The following is a 22,250-nucleotide window of genomic DNA, read 5'->3' as shown; positions in this document are numbered from 1 at the left end:
CGCACACGTGGCGCTGCGCATCGAAGGCTATGTCATCGTCTCCGCCGACGGCATGCTGGCGGATGCGCGCAACGTCATGCCTGACGAATTGAAGTTCGAGGGCGACAAGGCGTTTTTCACCGCCGCCCTCGACCGCGTCGACCTGATCCTGCACGGGCGCAATTCCTATGAGGACCAGCCAAATTCGCCGCAGCGCAAGCGCGTCATCCTGACGCGAACGGTAGCTGCGATCGCACCCGATCCGACCAATCCGAACGCGACGCTGTGGAATCCCGCCGGCCCATCCTTCGAAGCCGCCTGCCAGTATGCCGGCGTCGCGTCCGGCACCGTCGCCGTGATTGGCGGCCCCGGCGTGTTCGGCATGTTCATGGACCGCTACGACGAGTTCTGGCTGTCGACCGCGCCGCATGTCCGCCTGCCCGGCGGCGAGCCGTGCTTCCCGGGCGTGCCTGCGCGCTCTCCGCAGGAGATCCTGGCCGCGCATGGCTTGCGTGCCGGCGAACCGCAGATGCTCGATGCCGCCGATGAAGTCAGCGTCACACCGTGGCGGCGCAACGCCTAGGGCGTAATCCTTTCGTTCAAATCAGCCTCGTCGCGAGCCACCTGCGGCTAGAGATCGCGCTTGACAGCACGCGGACGCGGTTCCACCCTGAAAAGAAAAAAAGACACATAACATCATCGGGAGGACCAACGACATGTTGAGGTACGCTTCAACCATGGTTGCAGCGGTGACTCTTGGAATGGTCACCGTCTTTGCTGAACCGGTTTACGCTCAGACTACCGAAAAGCCGCTCGTTCTGAAGGGTCAGTCGACCCACCCCGCATCCTCGAACTTCCATCTGATCTTCAAGCTGTGGGCGGAGACCGTCGAAAAGATGACGGCCGGCCGTCTCAAGATCGAGACGCTTCCGGCGGGCGCGATCGTGCCTGCCTTCGAGGTGTTCGACGCCACCTCCAAGAACGTGCTCGATGTCGGCATGGGGCCGTTCGGCTACATCCTCGGCCGCAACACCGCGACAATTCCGATGTCGCACGGTCCGCTGTACGGTATGGACGGCTCGGACTACTGGGCCTGGTACTATGACGGCGGCGGCATGAAGCTGCTCGACGAGTTCTACAAGGACGTTCTCAAGCTGAACGTCGTCGGCTTCCCGATCCCGACCGACTACCCGCAGGGAATGGGCTGGTTCAAGAAGGAGATCAACAGCCTGGCCGATCTCAAGGGCCTGAAGTACCGCATCTACGGCATCGGTGCGGAAACCTACGGCCGGCTCGGCGTCTCGGTTGTCACCATTCCCGGCGGCGAGATCGTGCCCGCAATGGAGCGCGGCGTGATCGAAGGCGCCGAATGGATCAACTGCGAAGAGGACAAGAAGCTCGGTCTGCACCAGGTCGCCAAGCACTACTACACGCCGGGCATGCATGAGCCCGTCACCGGCGGCCAATTGATGATCAACGGCGACGTCTGGAAGAAGCTCACGCCGGACCTGCAGGAAATCATCAAGGTGGCGAGCGTTTACGCAACGACGACGCGCAACTTCGCCTTCAACCGCGAGACGGCGCACGCTTGCCAGGAGCTGCTCAAGGCAGGCGTCCAAATGCATCGCACGCCCGACGAGGTCCTGAAGAACTTCCTCGACGAGTGGGAGAAGATCCAGACCGAGCACGCGGCAAAGAACCCCTTCTACCGGAAGGTGATCGACAGCCAGAAGGCTTATGCCGAACAGATCGTGCCGTTCAAGCTCTCCTGGTTCCCGCCGTACAATTTTGCCGGCGAGTATTACTGGAAGAACAAGATCTATCTGACCAAGAAGTGATCTCTCTTCGCCTGTAGCGAAGCTGCTGGCGTCCGCAACGTCTGGACGCCAGCACTGCCTCAAGAGGAGCGATCATGTCGTCGGACGTCGCAAGTGCTTCGGCCCCGGACAATGCGGGCGCGCAATTCCCGCGCGCGTTCTACGCGATCATTCGCGCAATCGATCGCTTCACGGACGTCACCGGCAAGCTCATCTCCATGACGATGCTGTTCCTCATGTTGACGATCTCCTACGAGGTCGTCATGCGTTACGGGTTCGGCGCACCGACCGTCTGGGTTTATGAATCGAGCTTCATGGCCAATGGCGCCGCCTTCATGCTCGGCGCGGCCTATGCGCTGCTGAAGGGCGCCCATGTTCGCACCGACATCTATTGGGAGAACTACTCGGAGCGGAAGAAGGGCGTCGTCGACCTGATCTCCTATCTGGTGTTTTTCTATCCGGCCATGATCACGTTCATGCTGATCAGCATCGACGACGCATGGCATTCCTACGACACCGGCGAACGATCGCAGGAGAGCGTGTGGCGGGCGATCATGTGGCCGTTCCGCGCCACGATCCCGCTGGCCGCCCTCCTTCTCATGATCCAGGGCGTCTCCGAGGTACTGAAGTGCTGGTACCAGGTTCGGTTCGGTCGCGAATTCGTGCACAGGGAAAAGGTCGAGATATGACCGGCCTCGAGCTCCTCGGATTAGTCATGCTCCTGGTGATGCTGGGAGTGATCTTCATCGGCCTGCCGATCAGCTTCACGCTGTTATTTCTCGCGCTGTCATTCGGCTATATCGGCATGGGCGAGCGCGTCTTCAACCTCGCCTACCTGCAAACCATCGGCCTGATGAAACAGGACGAACTCGTCGCGGTGCCGATGTTCATCCTGATGGGGTTCATCTGCGACCAGGCCGGCCTCATGGAGCGGCTGTTCAAGGCGTTCCGCGATCTGTTCGCGCCGCTGAATGGCGCACTCTACGTGGTCGTCATCCTGACCGCGACGCTGTTCGGGATCGCCGCCGGAACCGTCGGCGCAACCGTCGCCCTGCTCGGCATCATGGCCGGGCCGATGATGATCCGCTCCGGCTACGATGTGCGCATGTCGGCCGGCTCCATCGCCGCCGGCGGCACGCTCGGCATTCTGATTCCGCCGTCCGTGATGCTGGTCGTAATGGCGCCGGTGCTCGACATCTCGATCATCGATCTCTATGCGGCGGCGTTCGGCCCCGGCTTCCTGCTGTCGGCGATGTTCATCGCCTACACCCTGATCCGCTGTTACTTCAATCCGAAGCTCGGGCCGCCGGTGCCGGTCGAGGAGCGGCCGGAGTCGATGCGGATCGTGCTGTGGGAATGCCTGGTCGGCCTCGTGCCGGTAACCGTGCTGACGATCGTGACGCTCGGCGCCATCCTCGCCGGCATCACGACGGCCGCGGAAGCGGCAGCGTTCGGCGCGCTCGGCGCGATCCTGCTCGTCATCGCCTATGGCAAGTTCACATTGCGGGGGTTGCTGGATGCTTGCTATGCCACGCTCGCGACCACCAGCATGGTGCTGCTGCTCGCGGTCGCCTCCAACGTGTTCGGCGCCGTGTTCGCATGGCTCGGCACGGCGAGCTGGATGACCAAGGCTCTGCTCGCTTCGCCGCTGCCGTCCTGGGGCACGATGTCCCTGCTCCTGACCCTGATCTTCCTGCTCGGCTGGCCGTTCGAATGGCCGGCCATCGTCTTCATCTTCCTGCCGATGCTCGCGCCCGTCGCCAAGGGCCTAGGCTACGACATGGTCTGGTTCGGATGCATCGTCGCGGTCGTGCTGCAAACCGCGTTCCTGTCACCGCCTGTCGCCATGTCGGCCTATTATCTCAAGCAGGTCGTCAAGGAATGGAATCTGCGGCTGATCTACCGCGGCATGGCCGACTTCATGGTGCTGCAGGTCGCCTGCGTGGCGCTGGTGCTGATCTTCCCGGCGATCGCGATGTGGTTCCCGAACTGGCTGCAGGCGCGCCGAATCGCGGCCCGCACCGCGCAGATCGAGCAGGTCGCGCCGCCGCAGAACGCTGCGACAGTGCTCGACGGTTCACGTGTTGCGATCCGGAATTTCTGACTTCGGTTCAGATATCCCCGTAGGCCGGCTCATTCGGCCGCGGCCCCTTGCCGTAGCCCGCGATCATGAACAGGGCGCCGATGATCGAGAGATTCTTCAGCGCGTCGATCAGCGTCTTGGCATTCTCGGGCGCCGGCTGATTCCAGAAATCGTGGAAGTAGAAGGTCGTGGCGATCACGAAGAAGATCAGCAGAATCGCAAAGAAACGCGCGCCGAAATTGACCGCGATCATCAACCCGGCAAGAATCTCGAATCCGCCGACGCCCATCGCCAGCAATTGCGGCATCGGCATGCCCGTCATGGTTTCGATCTGCGAGGCATAGGGCATAAGCACCGTCGGAATGGCCACCTTCGATGCAATGAAGTCCGCCGTCTGCTGGATCGCGAAAAGCTTGGTCGCCCCCGTGTACATGAAGAGCACGGCGAACAGGACTCGCCCGAAGGTAACTAACGCTGGCATGGGATCGGCCTCACTGAATGGCATGCAAAAGATAGCAGGCGGCGCGAAACGATTATGGGCGTTTCGTGTCCGCTTTTCAAACGCTCAAATCGAAACCGTCCGCGCAGGTGGCCTGCGCGCGGCTCCACCAGACATACTGATAGAAGCAGAACCAAGGCGCTTTCTTGATCATAGCATTTTGCGCACAGCATGCCTCCCCGGACTTGAGCCGGGGCGGCGGGATTTCGCTCGAAGAAAGCGCGTCAGAACAAGAGGCTAAATCCCGATTTTGAATCAATCTTAGCCGCGATCTAGCCGAACAGGGTCGGCTGCTGACGACCGGCACGCTCCTGGGCTTCGACGGCAGCCACCGCCGTCATGTTGAGCACGCCGCGCGCCGTCACGCCGGGTGTGAGGATATGCGCCGGACGCGCCGGACCGATCAGGATCGGGCCCACCGGCAGCGCGTCCGCCAGTGTCTTGATCATCTGGTAGGCGACGTTGGCGGTATCGAGGCTCGGCATGATCAGGATATTGGCGTCGCCTTCCAGCTTCGAATGCGGCAGCACGAGTTTTCGCGCGGCAGCCGAGAGCGCGGTGTCGCCCTGCATCTCGCCGTCGGCCTCGATCTCCGGGTGCTTTTCCTTCAGCAGCGCAGTGGCGCGGCGCATCTTGCGCGAGGAGTCGGTATCATAACTTCCGAAGTCGGAATGTGACACGAACGCGACGCGCGGCTTCATGTTGAACCGTTGCACGTGGATCGAAGCCAGCGAGGCGACTTCCGCGAGTTCTTCGGCGCTCGGATTGGGCCGCACCTGCGTATCGGCGATGAAATAGGAACCCTTGCTGGTGATCATCATCGCCAGTGCCGCAAAATCGCTGACACCGGGAAGGAACCCGATGATCTCGCGGACGTGGCGCAGATGGCTCATATAGCGACCTTCGACGCCGCAGATCATGGCATCGGCTTCACCGCGCATCACCGCCAGCGCCGCGATCACGGTGTTGTTGGTGCGAACCACGGTACGCGCCGCCTCGGGCGTGACGCCGCGCCGTCCGGCGACGTCGATATAGGTCTGCACATAGGAGCGGTAGCGCGGATCATCCTCGGGATTGACGAGATCGAAATCCTTCCCGGCCTTGATCGAGAGGCCGAACCGCTTGAGCCGCGCTTCGACCACCGAAGGCCGCCCGACCAGGATCGGCCGCGCCAGTTTCTCCTCCAGCACGACCTGCGTCGCGCGCAGCACGCGCTGGTCCTCGCCCTCGGCATAGATCACGCGAACCGGTTGGGTCTTTGCCTTGGCGAATACCGGCTTCATGGTCAGGCCGGAGCGGAAGGCAAAGCGCTCGAGCAGCGCGGTGTATTCCTCGAAATTCTTGATTGGACGCGTCGCCACGCCGGAGTCCATCGCAGCCTTCGCCACCGCAGGCGCAATGCGCAGGATCAGCCGCGGATCGAACGGGCTCGGGATCAGCGAGCCCGGGCCGAACCCTTGCGCCTCGCCGCTGTCAAAACCCTGGGCCACTGCATCCGACGGCGGATCGCGCGCGAGCTGCGCGATCGCGTCGACGGCCGCATGTTTCATTTCCTCGTTGATCCCGGTGGCGCCGACATCGAGCGCGCCGCGGAAGATGAACGGGAAGCACAGGACATTGTTGACCTGGTTCGGAAAGTCGGAACGCCCGGTGCAGATCATCGCATCGGGCCGCGCTTTCCGCGCCTCGTCCGGCATGATTTCCGGGTTCGGATTGGCAAGCGCCATCACCAGCGGATTGTCGGCCATCGACTGGACCATCTCGGGTTTCAGCACGTTCGGCGCTGAAAGCCCCAGGAAGATATCCGCGCCGCCGATCACATCCGCCAGCACGCGTGCGCTGGTCTTCTGCGCGTAGACCGCCTTCCAGCGATCCATCAGCGTGTTGCGGCCCTCATGCACGACGCCGTCGATGTCGCAGACCCAGATGTTCTTGCGCTGCGCGCCCATCGACACCAGGAGATTGAGGCACGCGATCGCGGCGGCGCCGGCGCCGGAGCAGACGATCTTCACATCCGACAACTTCTTGCCGTTCAGCAGCAGCGCGTTGACGATGGCGGCGCCGACGATGATCGCCGTTCCATGCTGGTCATCATGGAACACCGGGATCTTCATGCGCTCCTTGAGCTGCGCCTCGATCTCGAAGCACTCCGGTCCCTTGATGTCCTCCAGATTGATGCCGCCGAAGGTCGGCTCCAGCGCGGCCACCGTCTCGACCACGCGTTCGATGGTGTCGGCGGCGATCTCGATGTCGAAGACGTCGATCCCGGCGAATTTCTTGAACAGGACCGCCTTGCCCTCCATGACGGGCTTCGAGGCGAGCGGGCCGATATTGCCGAGCCCCAGCACCGCGGTACCGTTGGAAACCACGGCCACCAAATTCGCCCGCGAGGTCAGTGCCGCCGCTTCCGCCGGATTGTTGGCGATTTCGGTACAGGCGGCCGCAACGCCGGGCGAATAGGCCAGTGCGAGGTCGCGCTGGTTGGCGAGCGGCTTGGTCGCCTGGATCTCGAGTTTACCCGGGCGCGGCAGCCGGTGATACGCAAGCGCCGCGGAATGGAGCTCTTCGGAATAGGACGACATACACTCCCCCCACGGGCTTCAACGACCCCGAAATACGTGCCGAGGCCGGTCTTCATGTGAACCGTTAGTTTTGCGGCAGATTGAGCCGGATGTGAAGCACGGGCAACCACTTGGATCAACATCCGAGCGCATTCCCATCAACAGGGGGCATCGACGCAACGCGGCAAAGCCGGTAGCATAATATCCTCCCTACCCGTCCCCTTGACCGACATTGTGGCAATTTTGCCTCCCGCTGACGTCGGCGTCCGGAGCACAACTAATGGTAAAGATATTGCTGGGCCTGGTCGCCGCGGTCGTGATCGCGGTGGGCGGCTACTTCGGCTTCGAGTTCTACACGCAGCAACGCGTCGCGGGCGAAGTCGACGCCGCGTTCGAGCAGCTCAGAGCCGGCGGCGGCAAGGCAAGCCACGGCAAGGTGTCGTTCGACCTGAAGAGCCGAACCGTCACCATCGCCGACATCCAGACCGAATCGGCAACGCAGCCGCCGGTCCGCATGAAGATCGCCAGCATCGTCGCCTCGGGTGTCAGTCAGCCGGATACGGGCCGGTTCTCGGCCGACAGCATCGAAGCGGCGGACGTCGAGTTCGGCGTCAGCATCGCGGGTCCCACCGGTGGGAACCTGACCTACAAGATGCCGCGGCTGGTCATGAAGGACTACTCCGGTCCGGCGAGCCTGCAGCGGCCCCAGGCTTCCGCATCCGTCATCGACGTGTATCGATTTGCGCTGGAGCAATTCGCAACGGTCTCGGCGACATCGCTCGAAGCTCCGGGCGTCACGGGAACGATCAACTTCGGCCCGGCCATGTCGGGCGAGTTCGCCTATTCCGGCACGGCGCTGCGCGACATCAAGGCGGGCAAGATCGACAGCATGCAGATCGAGCGGGTCAATTTTACGGTCAACACGCAGCAGGCCGGCAAGGCCGACAAGATGACCGGCGAAATGCTCAAACTCGCCTCGAGCGACTTCGATATAGCGGCGCTCACCGCCATCCTGGATCCGCAAAAGGCGAATGACGATCGCTATATCCGTGCCTACGGCAAGACGACGGCCGGTCCCTACACCGTGACTTCCGCGCTCGGACTTCGCATGCGTATCGACGCGATGACGATCGACGAGGTCGGCGTACGTCCGTCGCGGGTGCAATTGCCGTCGCTGCTCGCGACGATCCAGGCGGCCGGAGGAACCCCGCAGCCTTCGCCCGCGCAAGCGCGTGAGCTGCTTGAAAAGGCGGCCGCGATCTACGAAGGCATGCGGATCGGAACGGCCGAGATGCGCGGCCTCTCAGCCGAAACACCGCAGGGCCCATTCAAGCTCGCGACGATCAGGTTCAACCTGGAGAACGGCAAGGTCGGTGAGTTTGCATTTGAAGGCCTTGATGCAAATACGCCGAAAGGCCCCGTCAAGCTCGGACGCTTCGCGCTGAAATCGCTGGATATCGCCAACTTCATGCGCATCTCGGCGCAGTTCGCTGGCCCCGGACAACCCGCCTCGCCCGAACTGATCGCAGGACTGTTTCCGCTGATTGAGGGCGTCGAGATCAAGGGCGTGACGGCGCCCTTCAAGAACACCGGCAAGTTCGTCAACCTCGACGGCTTCGATATGAGCTGGGGGCAATTCGTCGGCCCGATTCCGAGCAAGGCACGCCTGATTGCAAAAATGACCACGCCGGTCGACGCGAGCGATCCCGCCATGAAGCCGCTCATTGCGGCTGGGCTGGACAAGCTAGCGGCGGATGGCGATATCGGCCTGGAGTGGACCGAGGCGGCCCGCGGGTTCGTCGTCGAGGTCCCGAAGCTCGAGATCGGCGGGCTCCTGAACGCATCGGCGCGGATCGCACTTACCAACGTGCCGCGGCAGACCTTTTCGGCCAACGCGGCTCAGGCGATAGGTGCGGCAGCACAGATCGAGGCCGGCGCAATCGAGCTGACGGTGCGCGATCTCGGCAGCGTTGATGTCGGGGTCGTCCAGTACGCCCGGGCCCAGAACATCAGCCGCGACGCCGCTCGGCAAGCGATTGTCGAAGGCATCAGGGCCAGCAGCCAGGACGTGGCCGCGGCCAACCCCGATGCCGCGAACGCCGTGCAGGCGCTCGCGCGTTTTGTCGAAAGCCCGGGACAAACGCTTGTCATCAAGCTCACGCCTTCAGACAAGGTACCGGCGATGCAGCTATTCCAGATGCTGAAGACCGATCCGCTCCTCGCGCTGGCGCAATTCAAGATCGAGGCTTCGACGGGGCTGTGAGCTAGCCCTTGTCCGGCAGGTTGAGCCGGATATGGAGCTCGCGGAGCTGCTTGGTGGTGACCTCCGATGGCGCACCCATCAGCAGGTCGACCGCCTGCTGGTTCATCGGGAACAGCGAGATCTCGCGCAAATTCGTGGTGCCGCAGAGCAGCATCACGATGCGGTCGACGCCGGCCGCCATGCCGCCATGCGGCGGAGCGCCATACTGGAACGCGCGATACATGCCGCCGAAACGCTCGACGACGTCCTTCTCGCCATAACCTGCGATCTCGAACGCCTTCACCATCGCTTCCGGCTTGTGGTTGCGGATGCCGCCGGAGGCGATCTCGTAGCCGTTGCAGGTGATGTCGTACTGGAACGCCTTGATGGTCAGCGGGTCCTGCCCCTTGAGCGCATCGAGGCCGCCCTGCGGCATCGAGAATGGGTTATGCGAGAAGTCGACCTTCTTGTCTTCCTCGTTGTACTCGTACATCGGGAAGTCGACGATCCAGGCAAGCTCGAACCGCTCCTTGTCGATCAGGTTCAATTCCTCGCCCACCTTGGTGCGGGCGAGACCTGAAAACTTCCAGAATTTTTCCGGATCGCCGGCGACGAAGAACGCCGCGTCGCCCTCCTTCAAGCCCAACTGCGCGCGGATCGCCGCCGTCCGCTCCGCACCGATGTTGTTGGCGAGCGGACCCGCACCCTCGCCGCCCTCGCGCCACATGATGTAGCCGAGGCCGGGCTGGCCTTCACCCTGCGCCCACGAGTTCATGCGGTCGCAAAACGCGCGTGAGCCGCCGCCCGTGCCGGGGATCGCCCAGACCTGGTTCTTCGGGTCTTCCAGCATCCGCGCGAACACCTTGAAGCCGGAGCCGCGGAAGTGCTCGGAGACGTCCTGCATGACGATCGGGTTGCGCAGGTCCGGCTTGTCGCTGCCGTATTTCTTCAGCGCCTCGGCGAAGGGAATCCGCGGCCAGCCTTTGGTCACCGGCTTGCCCTTGGCGAATTCCTCGAACACACCGGTCATGACGGGCTCGACGGCCGCGAACACATCTTCCTGCTCGACAAAGCTCATTTCGAGGTCGAGCTGATAGAACTCGCCCGGCAGGCGGTCGGCGCGCGGGTCCTCGTCGCGGAAGCACGGCGCGATCTGGAAGTAGCGGTCGAAGCCCGACATCATCAAGAGCTGCTTGTACTGCTGCGGCGCCTGCGGCAGCGCATAGAACTTGCCGGGATGGATGCGCGAGGGCACCAGGAAGTCGCGCGCGCCTTCCGGCGAGGACGCCGTCAGGATCGGGGTCTGGAACTCGAAGAAGCCCTGCTCCTTCATCCGCTTGCGCATGGAATCGACGATGGCGCCGCGGGTCATGATGTTCTGATGCAGCTTCTCGCGACGCAGGTCGAGGAAGCGGTACTTGAGCCTGATATCTTCAGGATATTCCTGCTCGCCGAACACCGGCAGCGGCAGTTCGCCGGCAGGTCCCAGCACCTCGATCTCGCTGACGTAAACTTCCACGGCGCCGGTCGGCAGTTCCGGATTGTCGGTACCCTCGGGGCGCTTGCGCACCTTGCCGTCGATCCGCACCACCCATTCCGAGCGGAACTTTTCCACTTCCTTGAACGCCGGCGAATCCGGGTCGGCCACACACTGGGTGATGCCGTAATGGTCGCGCAGGTCAATGAACAGCACACCGCCATGGTCGCGGATGCGATGGCACCAGCCGGAAAGGCGGGCGGTCTGCCCGATGTCGCTGTCGCGGAGCGCGCCGCATGTATGTGACCGGTAGCGATGCATGGAAGTCCCAAAAAACAGATGTCGGAGGTCAGAATCGGGGGCCAAAGCGCCCGCGCGAAGTGCGGGACGGTTTACCCGACGCGGCCGGAAGCGGCAACCAATGGCGGGGCTGTTTTCGGCTCAAAAGCGGCCATTTCGGCACGACCGCATCTGAACCGTTTGCCTATTCCCCGCCCGCGCCTATCTTTAGGTCATGACCGTCCATTTCCCGTTCCAGAACACCTATTCGGCCCTGCCGGCGAACTTTTTCGCGCGCGTGGCGCCGACGCCCGTAGCCAGCCCCCGGCTGATCAAGCTGAACCGGGCCTTGGCCGTCCATCTCGGGCTGGATCCGGACGTGCTGGATAGCCCTGAGGGCGCGGAAATCCTCGCCGGAAAGCGCGTCCCTGAGGGCGCCGATCCGATCGCCATGGCCTATGCCGGTCACCAGTTCGGGCAATTCGTGCCCCAGCTCGGCGACGGCCGCGCCATCCTGCTCGGCGAAGTCATCGACAGAGACGGCGTCCGCCGCGACATCCAGCTCAAGGGAAGCGGGCCGACCCCGTTCTCGCGCCGCGGCGACGGCCGCGCCGCGCTCGGTCCGGTCCTGCGCGAATATATCGTCAGCGAGGCGATGTTTGCGCTTGGCATCCCCACCACCCGCTCGCTCGCCGCCGTGACCTCGGGCGAGCGCGTTCAGCGCGAAACCATGCTGCCCGGCGCCGTGCTGACGCGCGTCGCCGCAAGCCACATCCGCGTCGGCACCTTCCAGTTCTTCGCCGCCCGCGGCGACACCGACGGCGTGCGCGCGCTCGCCGATCATGTCATCGCGCGGCACTATCCGGATATCGCCAACGCCGAGCGCCCCTATCACGCGCTGCTCGAAGGCGTCGTCGCCCGCCAGGCCGATCTCGTCGCGCGCTGGCTTCTGATCGGCTTCATCCATGGCGTGATGAACACCGACAACACGTCCATATCGGGCGAGACCATCGACTACGGCCCCTGCGCCTTCATGGACGAATACAACCCCGCGCAGGTGTTCTCCTCGATCGACGAACTGGGCCGCTACGCCTACGCCAACCAGCCGCGCATCGCACTGTGGAATCTGACCCGGCTCGCCGAATGCCTGCTGCGGCTGTTCTCCGACGACCAGGACAAGGCGATCGAACAGGCGCAATTCATCCTCGGCGACTTCGCGGAAAAATTCACCGCCGCCTATCAGGCCGGCCTGCGCCAGAAGATCGGGCTGTTCACCGAGCGCGACGGCGACGAAGCGTTGATCCAGGACCTGCTCGACGCGATGGCGAAGAACCAGGCCGACTTCACCCTCACCTTCCGCCGCCTGAGCGATGCCGTCGCCGATCCGGACGACGATAGCGTGAGAGCACAATTCGAAGAGCCCGCCGCGTTCGATGAGTGGGCCGCACGATGGCGAAAGCGCCTCGCGGAAGAACCGCAATCCGCGAGCGAACGGCAGGCCGCGATGCGGGCCGTCAACCCAGCCTTCATCCCGCGCAACCACAGCGTCGAGGCCGTGATCGCCGCCGCCGTCAACAACGACTACGCGCCGTTCGAGGAATTGCTGACGGTGCTGTCGAAGCCGTACGAGGACCAGCCGGAGTTCGCGGCCTACGCGGATCCCCCGCTTCCCGATCAGCGCGTGCTGCGGACGTTCTGCGGGACGTGAGGCGCTATACGCGCACCCTCGTTAACCCAAATCCTTAAGCGCCCATCCACCATTCGGCGACGCACTCCGCACCCGTTAAGAACCCGTCAACGCACTCCCCACAACTCTAACGGATTATTGTGGGAGAATTGCCATGGACGCCTTTGCTTTCGGATTCATGGGAATGGTGATGATTGCGCTGTGTCTCGCCGTGCTCGCGATCCCGTCGGGCCGGCGCCGGTCACGGCACATCCGTTACGAGTAACGGGCCTGGAATTCCCCCTCAGCGGGTCCAATTCACTGTACAAATTGCCTTGCCCCCATATATGTATTATACGTACAATCCTGAGATTTCGATGAAGGCGATCGGCAATGGTCAAAACCACAGCCTTGGAATTCCAGCGCAAGTTCGGTGAATTTCAGCATCAGGCACAACGTGAGCCCGTGGAGATCACGCGGCACGGCCGGCGTGAGTTCGTGCTGATGTCGGCTGAGCAATATGATTGGCTCACGGCTGCCGCCAAGCGCACCCATCGGACATCAGATGCAACGTCGGTGATTATCGATACGGTGGAGCGGGCCGAAATGGACGTCGAACACGCCAAGCTCGACGACCTCCTGAAGTGAAGCGACGACGTGAAGCTTCCTCATCCGAAGCCCGGGCTCATCGTCCGCTACGATTATCTCTGGTCTCACGAAGCGGCCGCCGGACGCGATCAGGGAAAGGACCGTCCGACCTGCCTCGTTGCTGCAAGCGATAGTGCGACGAAGCCGCGCTTTGTTGTGCTGTTGCCGATCACGCATTCGCCGCCCGACGTCGATACAGTCGGCGTCGAAATTCCTACGAAGGTCAAGCATGCCCTTGGCCTCGATGACGCGCCGAGTTGGGTTATCGTTTCCGAATACAACGTCGACGAATGGCCGAATGCCGGCCTGTCACCGCTACCCGGACGACCGGGCGTATTCAGCTATGGCTTCATACCGCCCGGCCTGTTCGGACAGATCAAGGCCAAGTTTCTCGAGCTGGCTCGACAGAAAAGAGGCCGCGCCGTACGCCGCTGACCCGGATTCTGGAAGACCGGCAGATCGCAAATGGTCAAGGACCTCGCTCGGCCGCGGTTGGGACGCAAAAAAGCCATGCCCCGGCTCAAATGCACGGCTCAAATCCACAGCGACACCCTTGACATATCAGCGTTTTCGGCAGAACGCCTGTCCGACGCGTCATGGATTGTTCATGGATCTGATTACTACCACTCCCGACCTCGCCGCCGCCTGCTCCCGGCTCGCACAGCACAAGGTCATCACGGTCGACACCGAGTTCCTGCGGGAGACGACCTACTACCCCCTGCTCTGCGTCGTGCAGATGGCCAGCCCGGACGAGGCCGTCGTGATCGACACGCTGGCGCCCGGGATCGACCTCAAGCCGTTCTTCGAGTTGATGGGGAACGAAGCGGTGCTGAAGGTGTTCCACGCCGCCCGCCAGGACATCGAAATCGTCTGGCACCAGTCCGGCACCATTCCGCACCCGATCTTCGATACCCAGGTCGCCGCCATGGTGCTCGGCTATGGCGACAGCATCGCCTATGACCAGCTCGTCGAGCGCGTCACCGGCCACCGGCCCGACAAGACCCACCGCTTCACCGACTGGTCGCGCCGGCCGCTGACGCCCGAGCAGATGCATTACGCGGTCTCCGACGTCACCCATTTGCGCGACGTCTTCGCAGCGCTCGACGCCGATCTGAAGAAGCGCGGCCGCAACGACTGGGTCAGCGAGGAGATGGAAATCCTGACCTCGCCCAAGACCTACGATTTCCACCCCGAGCGCGCCTGGGAGCGGCTCAAGACGCGGGTGCGCAAGCCCAAGGAACTCGCGGTGCTGATGGAAGTCGCGGCCTGGCGCGAGCAGGAAGCGCAAAGCCGCGACGTGCCGCGCTCGCGCGTCATGAAGGACGATGCGGTCGGCGACATCGCCACCCACGCCCCGACCTCGCTGGAGCGTCTCGCCAGCCTGCGCTCGCTGCCGAAGGGCTTTGACCGCTCGAAATGGGGCACCGATATCATCGCCGCCGTCCAGCGCGGCCTCGCCCGCGATCCGCATACGCTGCCGAAGATCGAAAAGCCGCGCGGCAATTCGAATGGCGCGGCCACCGTCGAGCTCCTGAAGGTGCTGCTGCGGATGACCTCGGAACGCCACGCCGTCGCCAGCAAGGTGATTGCCACCGTCGATGACCTCGACCAGATCGCCGCCGACGACCACGCCGACGTTCCGGCCCTGCACGGCTGGCGCCGCGAATTGTTCGGCGAAGCGGCGATTGCGCTGAAGCACGGAAGGCTGGCGCTCGCGATCGAAAAAGGCCGCGTCGTCAGGGTCGATCGGGTTTAGCCGGATCGCGATGCGATCCCGCTCTTATCCTCCCCTGGAGGGGGAGGATCGACGCGCAACGCGCGGCGAGGTGGGGTGGGGTGGGGTGACGGTCCCTCCACGTCCGACAGTGCCCGAGTGGAGAGACTGCCACCCCGCCCCGTCTCACATGGCGCTGCGCTCCATGTGAGACGACCCAAGAGCGAGCTTCGCTCGTCTCGACCCCCTCAAGGGGCGGGTGAAGAACCTCACCACTTCAACTCCAGCCCCACCGTGCCCTGATGCGACTGCATCGCGGCGCGGACTTTGGCGTCGTAATTGACGTAGAGCCGCGCGGTGTTGGTGAGGCTCAGCGACGCCGAGGCGCCGGCATCCGCGCCGTACCGGCTCTCGCCGATGCCCTGGAACGTAATGCTCTGCACGCCCTGGCTGACGGTGATGTCGGAGAAATTCTGCACGACATTGTCGACGAACTTGCCGTAGCCCGACAGATCCAAGATCTTGCCGTCGAAGATCCAGTAATGGCCGATCTCGGCGCCGATCAACAGCCGCGCGCGCTGCACGGTGGCGCCCGTCGCCGTTACGGGATCGAGGCCGCCGATCTCCTGCAACGCCCCGGTCTGGGCTCGGACATATTCGAACGCACCCTTCGGCACGATGCGGCCCTGGTCCTTGGACCAGTAATAGCTGATCTCGCTCAGGACACCGTCGAGCCGCGCATTGTATCCGGCGGTCGCCAGCCCAAGGCCGGTGTCGCGGCGCGAGTTGACGTTGCCAAAGCCGTGCACCACCGCGCTGACCCAGGTCCACGGCCCGCTGTCGATGGACGCCGTGAAACCGAGCTGGGTCAGGTCGATGGTCGCCGATTGCAGCGCCAGCGGAATGTCGATTGCTGATCGGCTCTGGTCGACCGAGAAGCCGATATTGATGCCCGGCGCCACCCGCGCTCCGATCCCGGCCACACCGCCCCAGGTCTTTCGCTTATCGCCGACGAAATCGCCGACCGCGCCGTTCCTGGTCGAGTTCCCATAAGCCTCGAACCAGGTCCGGTAGCGCGGGGCTTCCGTGCTCTCGGAAGCGCCGCCGCCGCCCGGATTGGTTCGCTGCAGGCGGTTGAAGCCGTTGCTCGACTGGTTGCCCAGCCGCTCCAGGAAATTGCTGCCGAGATTGGTCAGCGCCGCACCGGATGAGACCGTCGAATTGATCACCGTCGGTGTGGGGCTTGGCGTCGGCGAAGGCGTGGGGGTCGGGGTGGGCGTGGGTGTCGGCGATTGCGCCTGCGCCGTCGACATCACGGCGACAAGTACGGCCACGATCGCGAGCAACCGCGCGAGCGCGCGACACATCCCGCTTCTTCGTGCCCGCCAAAGCCGCGATGCGCAGCGCATGCAATCCATTCCCAAGGGCAGAAGCGCGGCCCGAAAAATGCGCAAATCCCGATCAACTGCAACGATTTGCACCCGGTTTACCCAAGGGGTCAATCGGTCAGCCCCCCGGCATGCCGCCGAATACGTGTCATTGTTGTTCGGCTGCCACAGCTCGCGCGACATCGTGACCGCGTTTCCAGTGTGTGCCAGAACCTTGCGAACGCCCGAATTTCGTGTTGCAATCCGACGCACAATCGGATTCAGGCCGTTCGACTGTGCGTTTCGTAAGCAGGAAATCCAGCAGCTACCGGGGAGCCCGTTTGTGGCGTGGCACGTGGAAAACGTGGCCGCGTCTTTTTTGTATCTAGTCTAAACTTGGAGACAGGCGATGCAGAAGGGCAGCGTCAAGTGGTTCAACCCCACCAAGGGGTATGGGTTCATCAAGCCGGCGGTCGGCGAGAAGGACGTGTTCGTCCACATCTCGGCCGTCGAGCGCGCGGGACTCACCACCCTCAACGAAAACCAGCACATTGAGTACGACCTTGTCGAAAACCGCGGCAAGACGTCAGCGGAAAACCTCAAGGTCACCTAAGACTTCGTCTATGCAAATTTCCCCCCGGCCTCGCCGGGGGATTTTTGTTGCCCTGGATTTCAGGCCGCGGCTTGGCAGCCCGCGATCTCGTTGAGTTCCGGATAGAATCGCGCAGTCATCCGGCCGACATACCGCCGCAAATTGGCGTGGCCCGCCGCCGCCCGCTGCAACTCCGATTCGAACAGCGGACAGATCGCGCTGACCGCAAAGGCAAACATCGTAGCGTCGATTCCGGTGGGCTCCTTGCCCATGAAGAACAGCTTGTCGCCGAGATAGGCTGCCATCGCATCGATCGACCGGATTCCGATCGCGGTGATCTCGTCGGCGGAGTGACGGCCGATTCCCTGGCCATGCAACGTCTTGCGCAGGCGGCGGCGGATCATCGAGACGATGACGGGCCGGACCGGCGCAGGCACGTCCTTGAAGAAGTTCACCGGACCCTTGCGGAAATTGTCGTCGATCATCCAGCGGAAGTAGACGCTGGCCCAGTATAAATTATCCTCCGCCATCTTCTCGAACGCCCAGGCGACCGCGAGTTGCTCGGCGGAAAGACCCTGGTCGAAATCGATCCCGTATTTCTTTTCCAGATGCCAGCGGATCAGCGTGGAGTCGCCGAGCAACTGGCCATCGTCCTCGATGTAGGGAATCTTGCCCTTCGGCGCCTTCGAAAAACTCATCAGCGCCTTTTCGAACGGCAGCTTCGACATCCGCAACAAGGTCTCCGCCTTGGTCACGAACGGGCTTGCGTCGGGAAGGCCGAAATTGGGCCCGGAGCCATAGAGCGTGATCATGGAACCCTCGATATATCCTGCGGAGCGCGGCACCTGCCCCGGCAGATAGTATCAGATCGTCCGCGGCGAAATCAGGGTGCCGTCGCGGCTGGCCCCGCCGGCGGTCTTGCAGATGTCGCCTTCGAGGCGAAGCTTGCCGCTCGCCAGCAACCGCAGCGCCTCGGGATAGATGCGATGCTCGATGCCGAGGATGCGCTGCGACAGCGTCTCCGGCGTATCGTCATCGGCCACCTCGACCGCGCCCTGCATCACGATCGGACCGGCGTCGGTTTCCGGAATCACGAAGTGCACGGTCGCGCCCGAGAGCTTCACGCCGGCCCGCAGCGCCTGGCCGTGCGGATCGAGTCCCGGAAAGGATGGCAGCAGCGAGGGATGGATGTTGAGCATCTTGCCGTACCAGCGCTGCACGAACTCGGCGGTGAACAGCCGCATGAAGCCGCCGAGGCAGATCAGCTCGACCTTGTTTTCTTCCAGCGCCCGCTGCAGGACCGCTTCGAAGCCGGCGCGATCCTTGCCGAACGGCTTGCTCTCGATGACCACAGTCGGGATGCCGTTCGCAGCCGCCCTCTCCAGTCCCAGCGCATCGGCCCGGTTGGAGATGACGGTGACGATCTCGGCCGGAAAGTCCGCAGCCTTCGCCGCGTCGATCAGCGCGGCCATGTTCGATCCGCGCCCCGAGATCAGGATGGCGACACGGCGTTTCATGGGGCGAGGTCGAGATGGCCGTTATAGACCACGCGATGTTCGCCCGCCGCCGGGATCACCTCACCGAGCAAGGCGACGGTCTCGCCGCTTTCGGTGAGGATCTCCGTCACCTTCTCGACCGCATCCGGCTTGACGATCGCGATCATGCCGATGCCGCAGTTGAAGGTGCGCAGCAATTCGAGCTCGGCGATGCCGCCTTGCTCCGCCAGCCACTTGAACACCGGCAGCACCGGCAGCCGCGCCAGATCGATGCCGACCCCCAGATGTTTTGGCAGCACGCGCGGAATGTTGTCGGTGAAGCCGCCGCCGGTGATGTGGGCGAGGCCCTTGATTGCGCCGGTCTCGCGGATCGCGCGCAGGCAGGATTTGACATAGAGCCGCGTCGGCGCCAGCAGCGCGCCGCCCAGCGTCATGATCGGCGAGAACGGCGCCGGGGCATCGAAACTGATGCCGGAGTTTTCCACGATCTTGCGGACCAGCGAAAAGCCGTTGGAGTGAACGCCCGACGAGGCCATCCCGATCACGGCGTCGCCCACGGCGATGTCGGCGCTCGGCAGCAGCGTGCCGCGCTCGGCCGCCCCGACCGCGAAGCCCGCCAGGTCATAGTCGCCGTCCTTGTAGAGCCCCGGCATTTCGGCGGTCTCGCCGCCGATCAGGGCGCAGGCTGATTCCCGGCAGCCCTCGGCGACACCGGCCACGATGGCCACCGCAGCCTCGGGGTCGAGCTTGCCGCAGGCAAAATAGTCGAGGAAGAACAGCGGTTCCGCGCCCTGAACCACGAGGTCATTGACCGACATCGCCACCAGGTCGATGCCGATGCCACCGTGCAGGCCGGTTTCGATCGCGATCTTGACCTTGGTCCCGACGCCGTCGGTCGCCGCCACCAGCACCGGATCCTTGAACCCGGCCGCCTTGAGGTCGAACAGGCCGCCGAATCCGCCGATTTCGGCGTCAGCGCCGGCCCGGGCGGTGGCGCGCACCATCGGCTTGATGAGGTCGACCAGGCGGTTGCCTGCGTCGATATCGACCCCCGAATCCGCGTAAGTCAGCCCGTTTTTGCGGTCGTTCATGCCCAAATTCCAGTATGATGACCGCTGGTTACGAGGAATTCAGCGATCCTGCAATGGCTCGCAAGCGCTTGGCGCATATACTATGTAGATAAGAGCCGGCTGAACCCGCCAGGGGCCGGATCTAAGGCCGGGAGCCGGGAAGCGACCGAGTTGAGTATTCCGAATATCATTACGCTGGGGCGCATCATTCTGGTGCCCGTTATCGTCTGGGCGATCGTTTCCAGCCAGATGGAAATTGCGTTTGCGATTTTCGTCATTGCGGGCGTCAGCGATGCCGTCGACGGCTTTCTCGCCAAGCGCTTCAACATGTCGAGCGAACTCGGCGCCCTGCTCGACCCGCTCGCCGACAAGGCGCTGCTGGTTTCGATCTTCGTCTCTCTCGGCATCTGGGGCGCGGTTCCGCGCTGGCTCGTCATCCTCGTGGTGTCGCGCGACATCATGATCGTCACGGCGGTAATCGTGTCATGGCTGTTCGATAAACCGATTCCGATGAAACCCCTGATGGTGTCGAAGCTCAACACGGTGGCGCAGGTAGCGTTCGCGGCGCTGGTGCTGGCCTCGCTCGGCTTCAACTTCAAGCCGGCGCCGTACGACGTGATCCTGATGGGATTCGTAACCGTCTTTACGCTGGTATCCGTCTCGCTCTATCTCGTCGAGTGGGTGCGGCACATGAGCACGATCGAAGCGCGCTAGCTCTGAACACCCAGGAACTGCTGGAGTTCGGGCGTAGCCGGCGCGGAAAAGATCTTGTCGGGCGGCCCGATTTCGTGGACGCGCCCCTGGTGCATGAAGACCACGCGATTGCAGACGTCGCGGGCGAATTTCATCTCATGGGTAACCATCACGAGCGTCATGCCGTCGGCGGCAAGCGCACGGACGACGGCAAGCACTTCGGACACGAGTTCCGGATCGAGGGCCGAGGTGATCTCGTCGCAAAGAAGGGCGATCGGCTGCATGGCGAGCGCCCGGGCGATCGCCGTGCGCTGCTGCTGACCGCCCGAAAGCTGGTCAGGATAGGCGTCGAACTTCTCGGCCAAGCCGACCCGGTCGAGCATAGCGCGCGCGATGCGCTCGGCCTCGCCCTTCGGCGTCTTCTTCACAACCGTCTGCGAAAGCATCACATTGGCGCCGGCGCTCAGGTGCGGAAATAAATTGAATTGTTGAAAGATCATGCCGACTTTCAGCCGCAGCTCCCTCAGATGGGCCTCGTCGGGTCGAAGCTGCGCGCCGGCAACCGTGATCGAACCCGCGTCGATGCTCTCCAGGCCATTGATGCACCGTAGCAGGGTCGACTTGCCGGAGCCGCTCTTGCCGATGACGGCGACGACCTCGCCGGGCTCGATCGCAATAGTGATGCCCTTCAGGACCTCGTTCGTGCCGAAGCTCTTGCGGACCTCATTGATTTCGATGAGCGACATTGAGCCTCCTCTCGAGCGACTGGCTCGCCTTCGACAGGGGCCAGCACATGGCGAAATAGATCAGCGCGACGATGCCGTAGACGGTGAAGGGTTCGAAGGTTGCGTTGGTGACCTCGGTGCCTGCCTTCGACAATTCGACGAAGCCGATGATCGAGGTGACCGCCGTGCCCTTGATGACCTGCACCAGAAATCCGACGGTCGGCGGTACGGCGACCCGCAGCGCCTGCGGCAGGATCACATGACGCATCTGCTGGACGTAGCCCATGGCCAGGCTGGCCGATGCCTCCCATTGGCCGCGGGCGATGGACTCGACGCAGCCGCGCCAGATCTCGGTCAGGAAAGCGGCCGTCCAGAGCGTGAGCGCCGCGCCGGCGGCGACCCAGGCCGGCACATCGATGCCGAAGAGGCCGAGCCCGAAGAAGGCGAGGAACAGCTGCATCAGAAGCGGCGTGCCCTGGAACAGCTCGACGTAGTATTTCACGAAATTCCTCAGCAGCCGGCGCTTGCCGATGCGCAAGAACAGCAAGATGGCCCCGAGTACGCCGCCGCCGACGAACGCGGCGATCGACAGGACGACGGTCCAGCGCGTGGCAAGCAGGAGGTTGCGGACAATGTCCCAGATGGTGAAGTCGCTCATCGCGCAACCGTCCGGGGAAAGATTATCCGGCCAAGCCTCGCCAGCACCCAGCGCAGCAGGATCGCCAGAAGGAGGTAGAGGACCGTCGAGAAGAAATAGGCCTCGAAGGCGCGAAAGGTGCGCGACTGGATGAAGTTCGTCGCGAAACTCAGATCCTGGGCGGCTATCTGCGAGACGACGGCCGAGCCCAGCATCACGATGATCACCTGCGATGAGAGCGCCGGCCAGATCCGCTGCAGCGCGGGGACGAGGACCACATGCCGGAAAGTCTCGAAGGGAGTCATGGCCAGGCTCGCCCCGGCCTCGAACTGACCCTTTGGCGTGGCCTGAATTCCGGCGCGGATGATCTCGCAGCTGTAGGCGCCGAGGTTTACGACCATGGCCAGATTGGCAGCCTCCAGCTCGCTGAGGCGCAGGCCGAGCGGTGGCAGGCCGAAATAGATGAAGAAGAGCTGGATCAGAAACGGCGTGTTGCGGATGAGTTCGACATAGGCCGTCACGGGCGGCTTCAGCCAGGCCGGGCCCAGCGCGCGCACCCAGGCGCAGCAGATGCCGACCGTGATCCCGACCGTGGCGGCGACGACGATCAGCTCGATGGTGATCGCGATGCCATGCAGTATCTGCGGGTAATAGACCAGCAGCCAGCCGAAATCGAAATTATAGGTCATGGACGGCCTCTACGGG

General features: G+C 63.4%; 21 protein-coding genes. 11 read left to right on the top strand and 10 right to left on the bottom strand.

Annotated features, from left to right (window positions below):
* The first annotated feature begins 7 nt into the window (after window positions 1-7).
* From LMTR21_RS18860 to LMTR21_RS18845, 4 genes are all read left to right on the top strand, one after another.
* A complete protein-coding gene (locus LMTR21_RS18860) occupies window positions 8-562 on the top strand; it encodes a dihydrofolate reductase family protein (RefSeq protein ID WP_065755002.1) in 555 nt (184 codons plus the stop codon).
* Between the two features lie 178 nt (window positions 563-740).
* Window positions 741-1,817 (top strand): TRAP transporter substrate-binding protein, encoded by a 1,077-nt coding sequence (locus LMTR21_RS18855; protein ID WP_065755003.1) that lies wholly within the window; start codon window positions 741-743, stop codon window positions 1,815-1,817.
* 74 nt (window positions 1,818-1,891) lie between these two features.
* Window positions 1,892-2,485, top strand: coding sequence for a TRAP transporter small permease subunit (locus LMTR21_RS18850; protein WP_065755004.1), 594 nt, complete (start codon window positions 1,892-1,894; stop codon window positions 2,483-2,485).
* Entirely contained in the window at window positions 2,482-3,900 is a 1,419-nt protein-coding gene (locus tag LMTR21_RS18845) for a TRAP transporter large permease (protein ID WP_065755005.1), read from the top strand. The genes LMTR21_RS18850 and LMTR21_RS18845 overlap by 4 nt, the downstream gene beginning before the upstream one ends.
* Window positions 3,901-3,907: 7 nt before the next feature.
* Here the strand turns inward: LMTR21_RS18845 and LMTR21_RS18840 are convergent, their stop codons facing one another.
* Window positions 3,908-4,360: a DoxX family protein gene (locus LMTR21_RS18840; protein WP_065755290.1), complete on the bottom strand. Its 453-nt coding sequence runs from the start codon at window positions 4,358-4,360 to the stop codon at window positions 3,908-3,910.
* 290 nt (window positions 4,361-4,650) lie between these two features.
* Window positions 4,651-6,960, bottom strand: coding sequence for an NADP-dependent malic enzyme (locus LMTR21_RS18835; RefSeq protein WP_065755006.1), 2,310 nt, complete (start codon window positions 6,958-6,960; stop codon window positions 4,651-4,653).
* 259 nt (window positions 6,961-7,219) lie between these two features.
* Here LMTR21_RS18835 and LMTR21_RS18830 point away from each other — a divergent pair, with 259 nt between their 5' ends.
* Window positions 7,220-9,202, top strand: a complete 1,983-nt coding sequence (locus tag LMTR21_RS18830; protein ID WP_065755007.1) for a hypothetical protein — start codon at window positions 7,220-7,222, stop codon at window positions 9,200-9,202.
* A gap of 1 nt (window position 9,203) precedes the next feature.
* On the opposite strand, the gene aspS is transcribed toward LMTR21_RS18830, so the two are convergent.
* On the bottom strand, window positions 9,204-10,979 hold the full coding sequence (aspS, locus tag LMTR21_RS18825; protein ID WP_065755008.1) for an aspartate--tRNA ligase: 1,776 nt from the start codon (window positions 10,977-10,979) through the stop codon (window positions 9,204-9,206).
* Window positions 10,980-11,172: 193 nt separating this feature from the next.
* On the opposite strand from aspS, the gene LMTR21_RS18820 reads away from it, so the two are divergent.
* The 4 genes from LMTR21_RS18820 to rnd all read left to right on the top strand — a co-directional run bounded on the left by LMTR21_RS18820 (window position 11,173) and on the right by rnd (window position 15,007).
* Window positions 11,173-12,645 (top strand): protein adenylyltransferase SelO, encoded by a 1,473-nt coding sequence (locus LMTR21_RS18820; protein WP_065755009.1) that lies wholly within the window; start codon window positions 11,173-11,175, stop codon window positions 12,643-12,645.
* 351 nt (window positions 12,646-12,996) lie between these two features.
* A complete protein-coding gene (locus LMTR21_RS18815) occupies window positions 12,997-13,251 on the top strand; it encodes a type II toxin-antitoxin system prevent-host-death family antitoxin (protein ID WP_065755010.1) in 255 nt (84 codons plus the stop codon).
* Window positions 13,252-13,260: 9 nt separating this feature from the next.
* Window positions 13,261-13,686, top strand: a complete 426-nt coding sequence (locus LMTR21_RS18810; RefSeq protein WP_065755011.1) for a hypothetical protein — start codon at window positions 13,261-13,263, stop codon at window positions 13,684-13,686.
* A gap of 172 nt (window positions 13,687-13,858) precedes the next feature.
* Complete coding sequence (rnd, locus tag LMTR21_RS18805; RefSeq protein ID WP_065755012.1) at window positions 13,859-15,007, top strand: ribonuclease D; 1,149 nt, start codon at window positions 13,859-13,861, stop codon at window positions 15,005-15,007.
* Window positions 15,008-15,234: 227 nt separating this feature from the next.
* On the opposite strand, the gene LMTR21_RS18800 is transcribed toward rnd, so the two are convergent.
* Complete coding sequence (locus tag LMTR21_RS18800; protein WP_065755291.1) at window positions 15,235-16,374, bottom strand: autotransporter outer membrane beta-barrel domain-containing protein; 1,140 nt, start codon at window positions 16,372-16,374, stop codon at window positions 15,235-15,237.
* A gap of 367 nt (window positions 16,375-16,741) precedes the next feature.
* Between LMTR21_RS18800 and LMTR21_RS18795 the strand changes: the two genes are divergently transcribed.
* The gene (locus tag LMTR21_RS18795; RefSeq protein WP_057857829.1) at window positions 16,742-16,945 is read left to right on the top strand and encodes a cold-shock protein; all 204 of its coding nucleotides are present in this window, start codon (window positions 16,742-16,744) and stop codon (window positions 16,943-16,945) included.
* A 59-nt stretch (window positions 16,946-17,004) separates the two neighbouring features.
* On the opposite strand, the gene LMTR21_RS18790 is transcribed toward LMTR21_RS18795, so the two are convergent.
* The 3 genes from LMTR21_RS18790 to purM are packed head-to-tail and all read right to left on the bottom strand — an operon-like array spanning window position 17,005 to window position 19,511.
* Window positions 17,005-17,736 carry a glutathione S-transferase family protein gene (locus tag LMTR21_RS18790; protein ID WP_065755292.1) on the bottom strand — a complete coding sequence of 244 codons (732 nt, stop codon included), beginning with the start codon at window positions 17,734-17,736 and terminating at the stop codon, window positions 17,005-17,007.
* 51 nt (window positions 17,737-17,787) lie between these two features.
* Window positions 17,788-18,441 (bottom strand): phosphoribosylglycinamide formyltransferase, encoded by a 654-nt coding sequence (purN, locus tag LMTR21_RS18785; RefSeq protein ID WP_065755013.1) that lies wholly within the window; start codon window positions 18,439-18,441, stop codon window positions 17,788-17,790.
* A complete protein-coding gene (gene purM / locus LMTR21_RS18780; protein WP_065755014.1) occupies window positions 18,438-19,511 on the bottom strand; it encodes a phosphoribosylformylglycinamidine cyclo-ligase in 1,074 nt (357 codons plus the stop codon). The genes purN and purM overlap by 4 nt, the downstream gene beginning before the upstream one ends.
* 150 nt (window positions 19,512-19,661) lie before the next feature.
* Between purM and LMTR21_RS18775 the strand changes: the two genes are divergently transcribed.
* Window positions 19,662-20,204 carry a CDP-alcohol phosphatidyltransferase family protein gene (locus LMTR21_RS18775; protein WP_065755015.1) on the top strand — a complete coding sequence of 181 codons (543 nt, stop codon included), beginning with the start codon at window positions 19,662-19,664 and terminating at the stop codon, window positions 20,202-20,204.
* Here the strand turns inward: LMTR21_RS18775 and LMTR21_RS18770 are convergent.
* Genes LMTR21_RS18770 through LMTR21_RS18760 form a run of 3 tightly spaced genes read right to left on the bottom strand, consistent with a single transcriptional unit; the run spans window position 20,201 to window position 22,234 of the window.
* On the bottom strand, window positions 20,201-20,929 hold the full coding sequence (locus LMTR21_RS18770; RefSeq protein WP_065755016.1) for an amino acid ABC transporter ATP-binding protein: 729 nt from the start codon (window positions 20,927-20,929) through the stop codon (window positions 20,201-20,203). The genes LMTR21_RS18775 and LMTR21_RS18770 overlap by 4 nt on opposite strands.
* Window positions 20,907-21,566, bottom strand: coding sequence for an amino acid ABC transporter permease (locus tag LMTR21_RS18765; RefSeq protein WP_065755017.1), 660 nt, complete (start codon window positions 21,564-21,566; stop codon window positions 20,907-20,909). The genes LMTR21_RS18770 and LMTR21_RS18765 overlap by 23 nt, the downstream gene beginning before the upstream one ends.
* Window positions 21,563-22,234 carry an amino acid ABC transporter permease gene (locus LMTR21_RS18760; protein WP_065755018.1) on the bottom strand — a complete coding sequence of 224 codons (672 nt, stop codon included), beginning with the start codon at window positions 22,232-22,234 and terminating at the stop codon, window positions 21,563-21,565. The genes LMTR21_RS18765 and LMTR21_RS18760 overlap by 4 nt, the downstream gene beginning before the upstream one ends.
* Window positions 22,235-22,250: the final 16 nt, after the last annotated feature.

Origin of the sequence: Bradyrhizobium paxllaeri (genome assembly GCF_001693515.2) — a bacterium.
Lineage (GTDB): Bacteria > Pseudomonadota > Alphaproteobacteria > Rhizobiales > Xanthobacteraceae > Bradyrhizobium > Bradyrhizobium paxllaeri.
Note: the sequence above shows the minus strand (reverse complement) of the source record. Positions and strands in the feature narration are given on the sequence as shown.

Bases quoted from the DNA above. Each gene is read 5' to 3' on its own strand.
- LMTR21_RS18855 (WP_065755003.1), top strand. From the start codon at position 741: ATGGTCACCGTCTTTGCTGAACCGGTTTACGCTCAGACTACCGAAAAG.
- LMTR21_RS18850 (WP_065755004.1), top strand. From the start codon at position 1,892: ATGTCGTCGGACGTCGCAAGTGCTTCGGCCCCGGACAATGCGGGCGCG.
- LMTR21_RS18845 (WP_065755005.1), top strand. From the start codon at position 2,482: ATGACCGGCCTCGAGCTCCTCGGATTAGTCATGCTCCTGGTGATGCTG.
- LMTR21_RS18840 (WP_065755290.1), bottom strand. From the start codon at position 4,360: ATGCCAGCGTTAGTTACCTTCGGGCGAGTCCTGTTCGCCGTGCTCTTC.
- LMTR21_RS18835 (WP_065755006.1), bottom strand. From the start codon at position 6,960: ATGTCGTCCTATTCCGAAGAGCTCCATTCCGCGGCGCTTGCGTATCAC.
- LMTR21_RS18830 (WP_065755007.1), top strand. From the start codon at position 7,220: ATGGTAAAGATATTGCTGGGCCTGGTCGCCGCGGTCGTGATCGCGGTG.
- aspS (WP_065755008.1), bottom strand. From the start codon at position 10,979: ATGCATCGCTACCGGTCACATACATGCGGCGCGCTCCGCGACAGCGAC.
- LMTR21_RS18820 (WP_065755009.1), top strand. From the start codon at position 11,173: ATGACCGTCCATTTCCCGTTCCAGAACACCTATTCGGCCCTGCCGGCG.
- LMTR21_RS18815 (WP_065755010.1), top strand. From the start codon at position 12,997: ATGGTCAAAACCACAGCCTTGGAATTCCAGCGCAAGTTCGGTGAATTT.
- rnd (WP_065755012.1), top strand. From the start codon at position 13,859: ATGGATCTGATTACTACCACTCCCGACCTCGCCGCCGCCTGCTCCCGG.
- LMTR21_RS18800 (WP_065755291.1), bottom strand. From the start codon at position 16,374: ATGCGCTGCGCATCGCGGCTTTGGCGGGCACGAAGAAGCGGGATGTGT.
- LMTR21_RS18795 (WP_057857829.1), top strand. From the start codon at position 16,742: ATGCAGAAGGGCAGCGTCAAGTGGTTCAACCCCACCAAGGGGTATGGG.
- LMTR21_RS18790 (WP_065755292.1), bottom strand. From the start codon at position 17,736: ATGATCACGCTCTATGGCTCCGGGCCCAATTTCGGCCTTCCCGACGCA.
- purN (WP_065755013.1), bottom strand. From the start codon at position 18,441: ATGAAACGCCGTGTCGCCATCCTGATCTCGGGGCGCGGATCGAACATG.
- purM (WP_065755014.1), bottom strand. From the start codon at position 19,511: ATGAACGACCGCAAAAACGGGCTGACTTACGCGGATTCGGGGGTCGAT.
- LMTR21_RS18770 (WP_065755016.1), bottom strand. From the start codon at position 20,929: ATGTCGCTCATCGAAATCAATGAGGTCCGCAAGAGCTTCGGCACGAAC.
- LMTR21_RS18765 (WP_065755017.1), bottom strand. From the start codon at position 21,566: ATGAGCGACTTCACCATCTGGGACATTGTCCGCAACCTCCTGCTTGCC.
- LMTR21_RS18760 (WP_065755018.1), bottom strand. From the start codon at position 22,234: ATGACCTATAATTTCGATTTCGGCTGGCTGCTGGTCTATTACCCGCAG.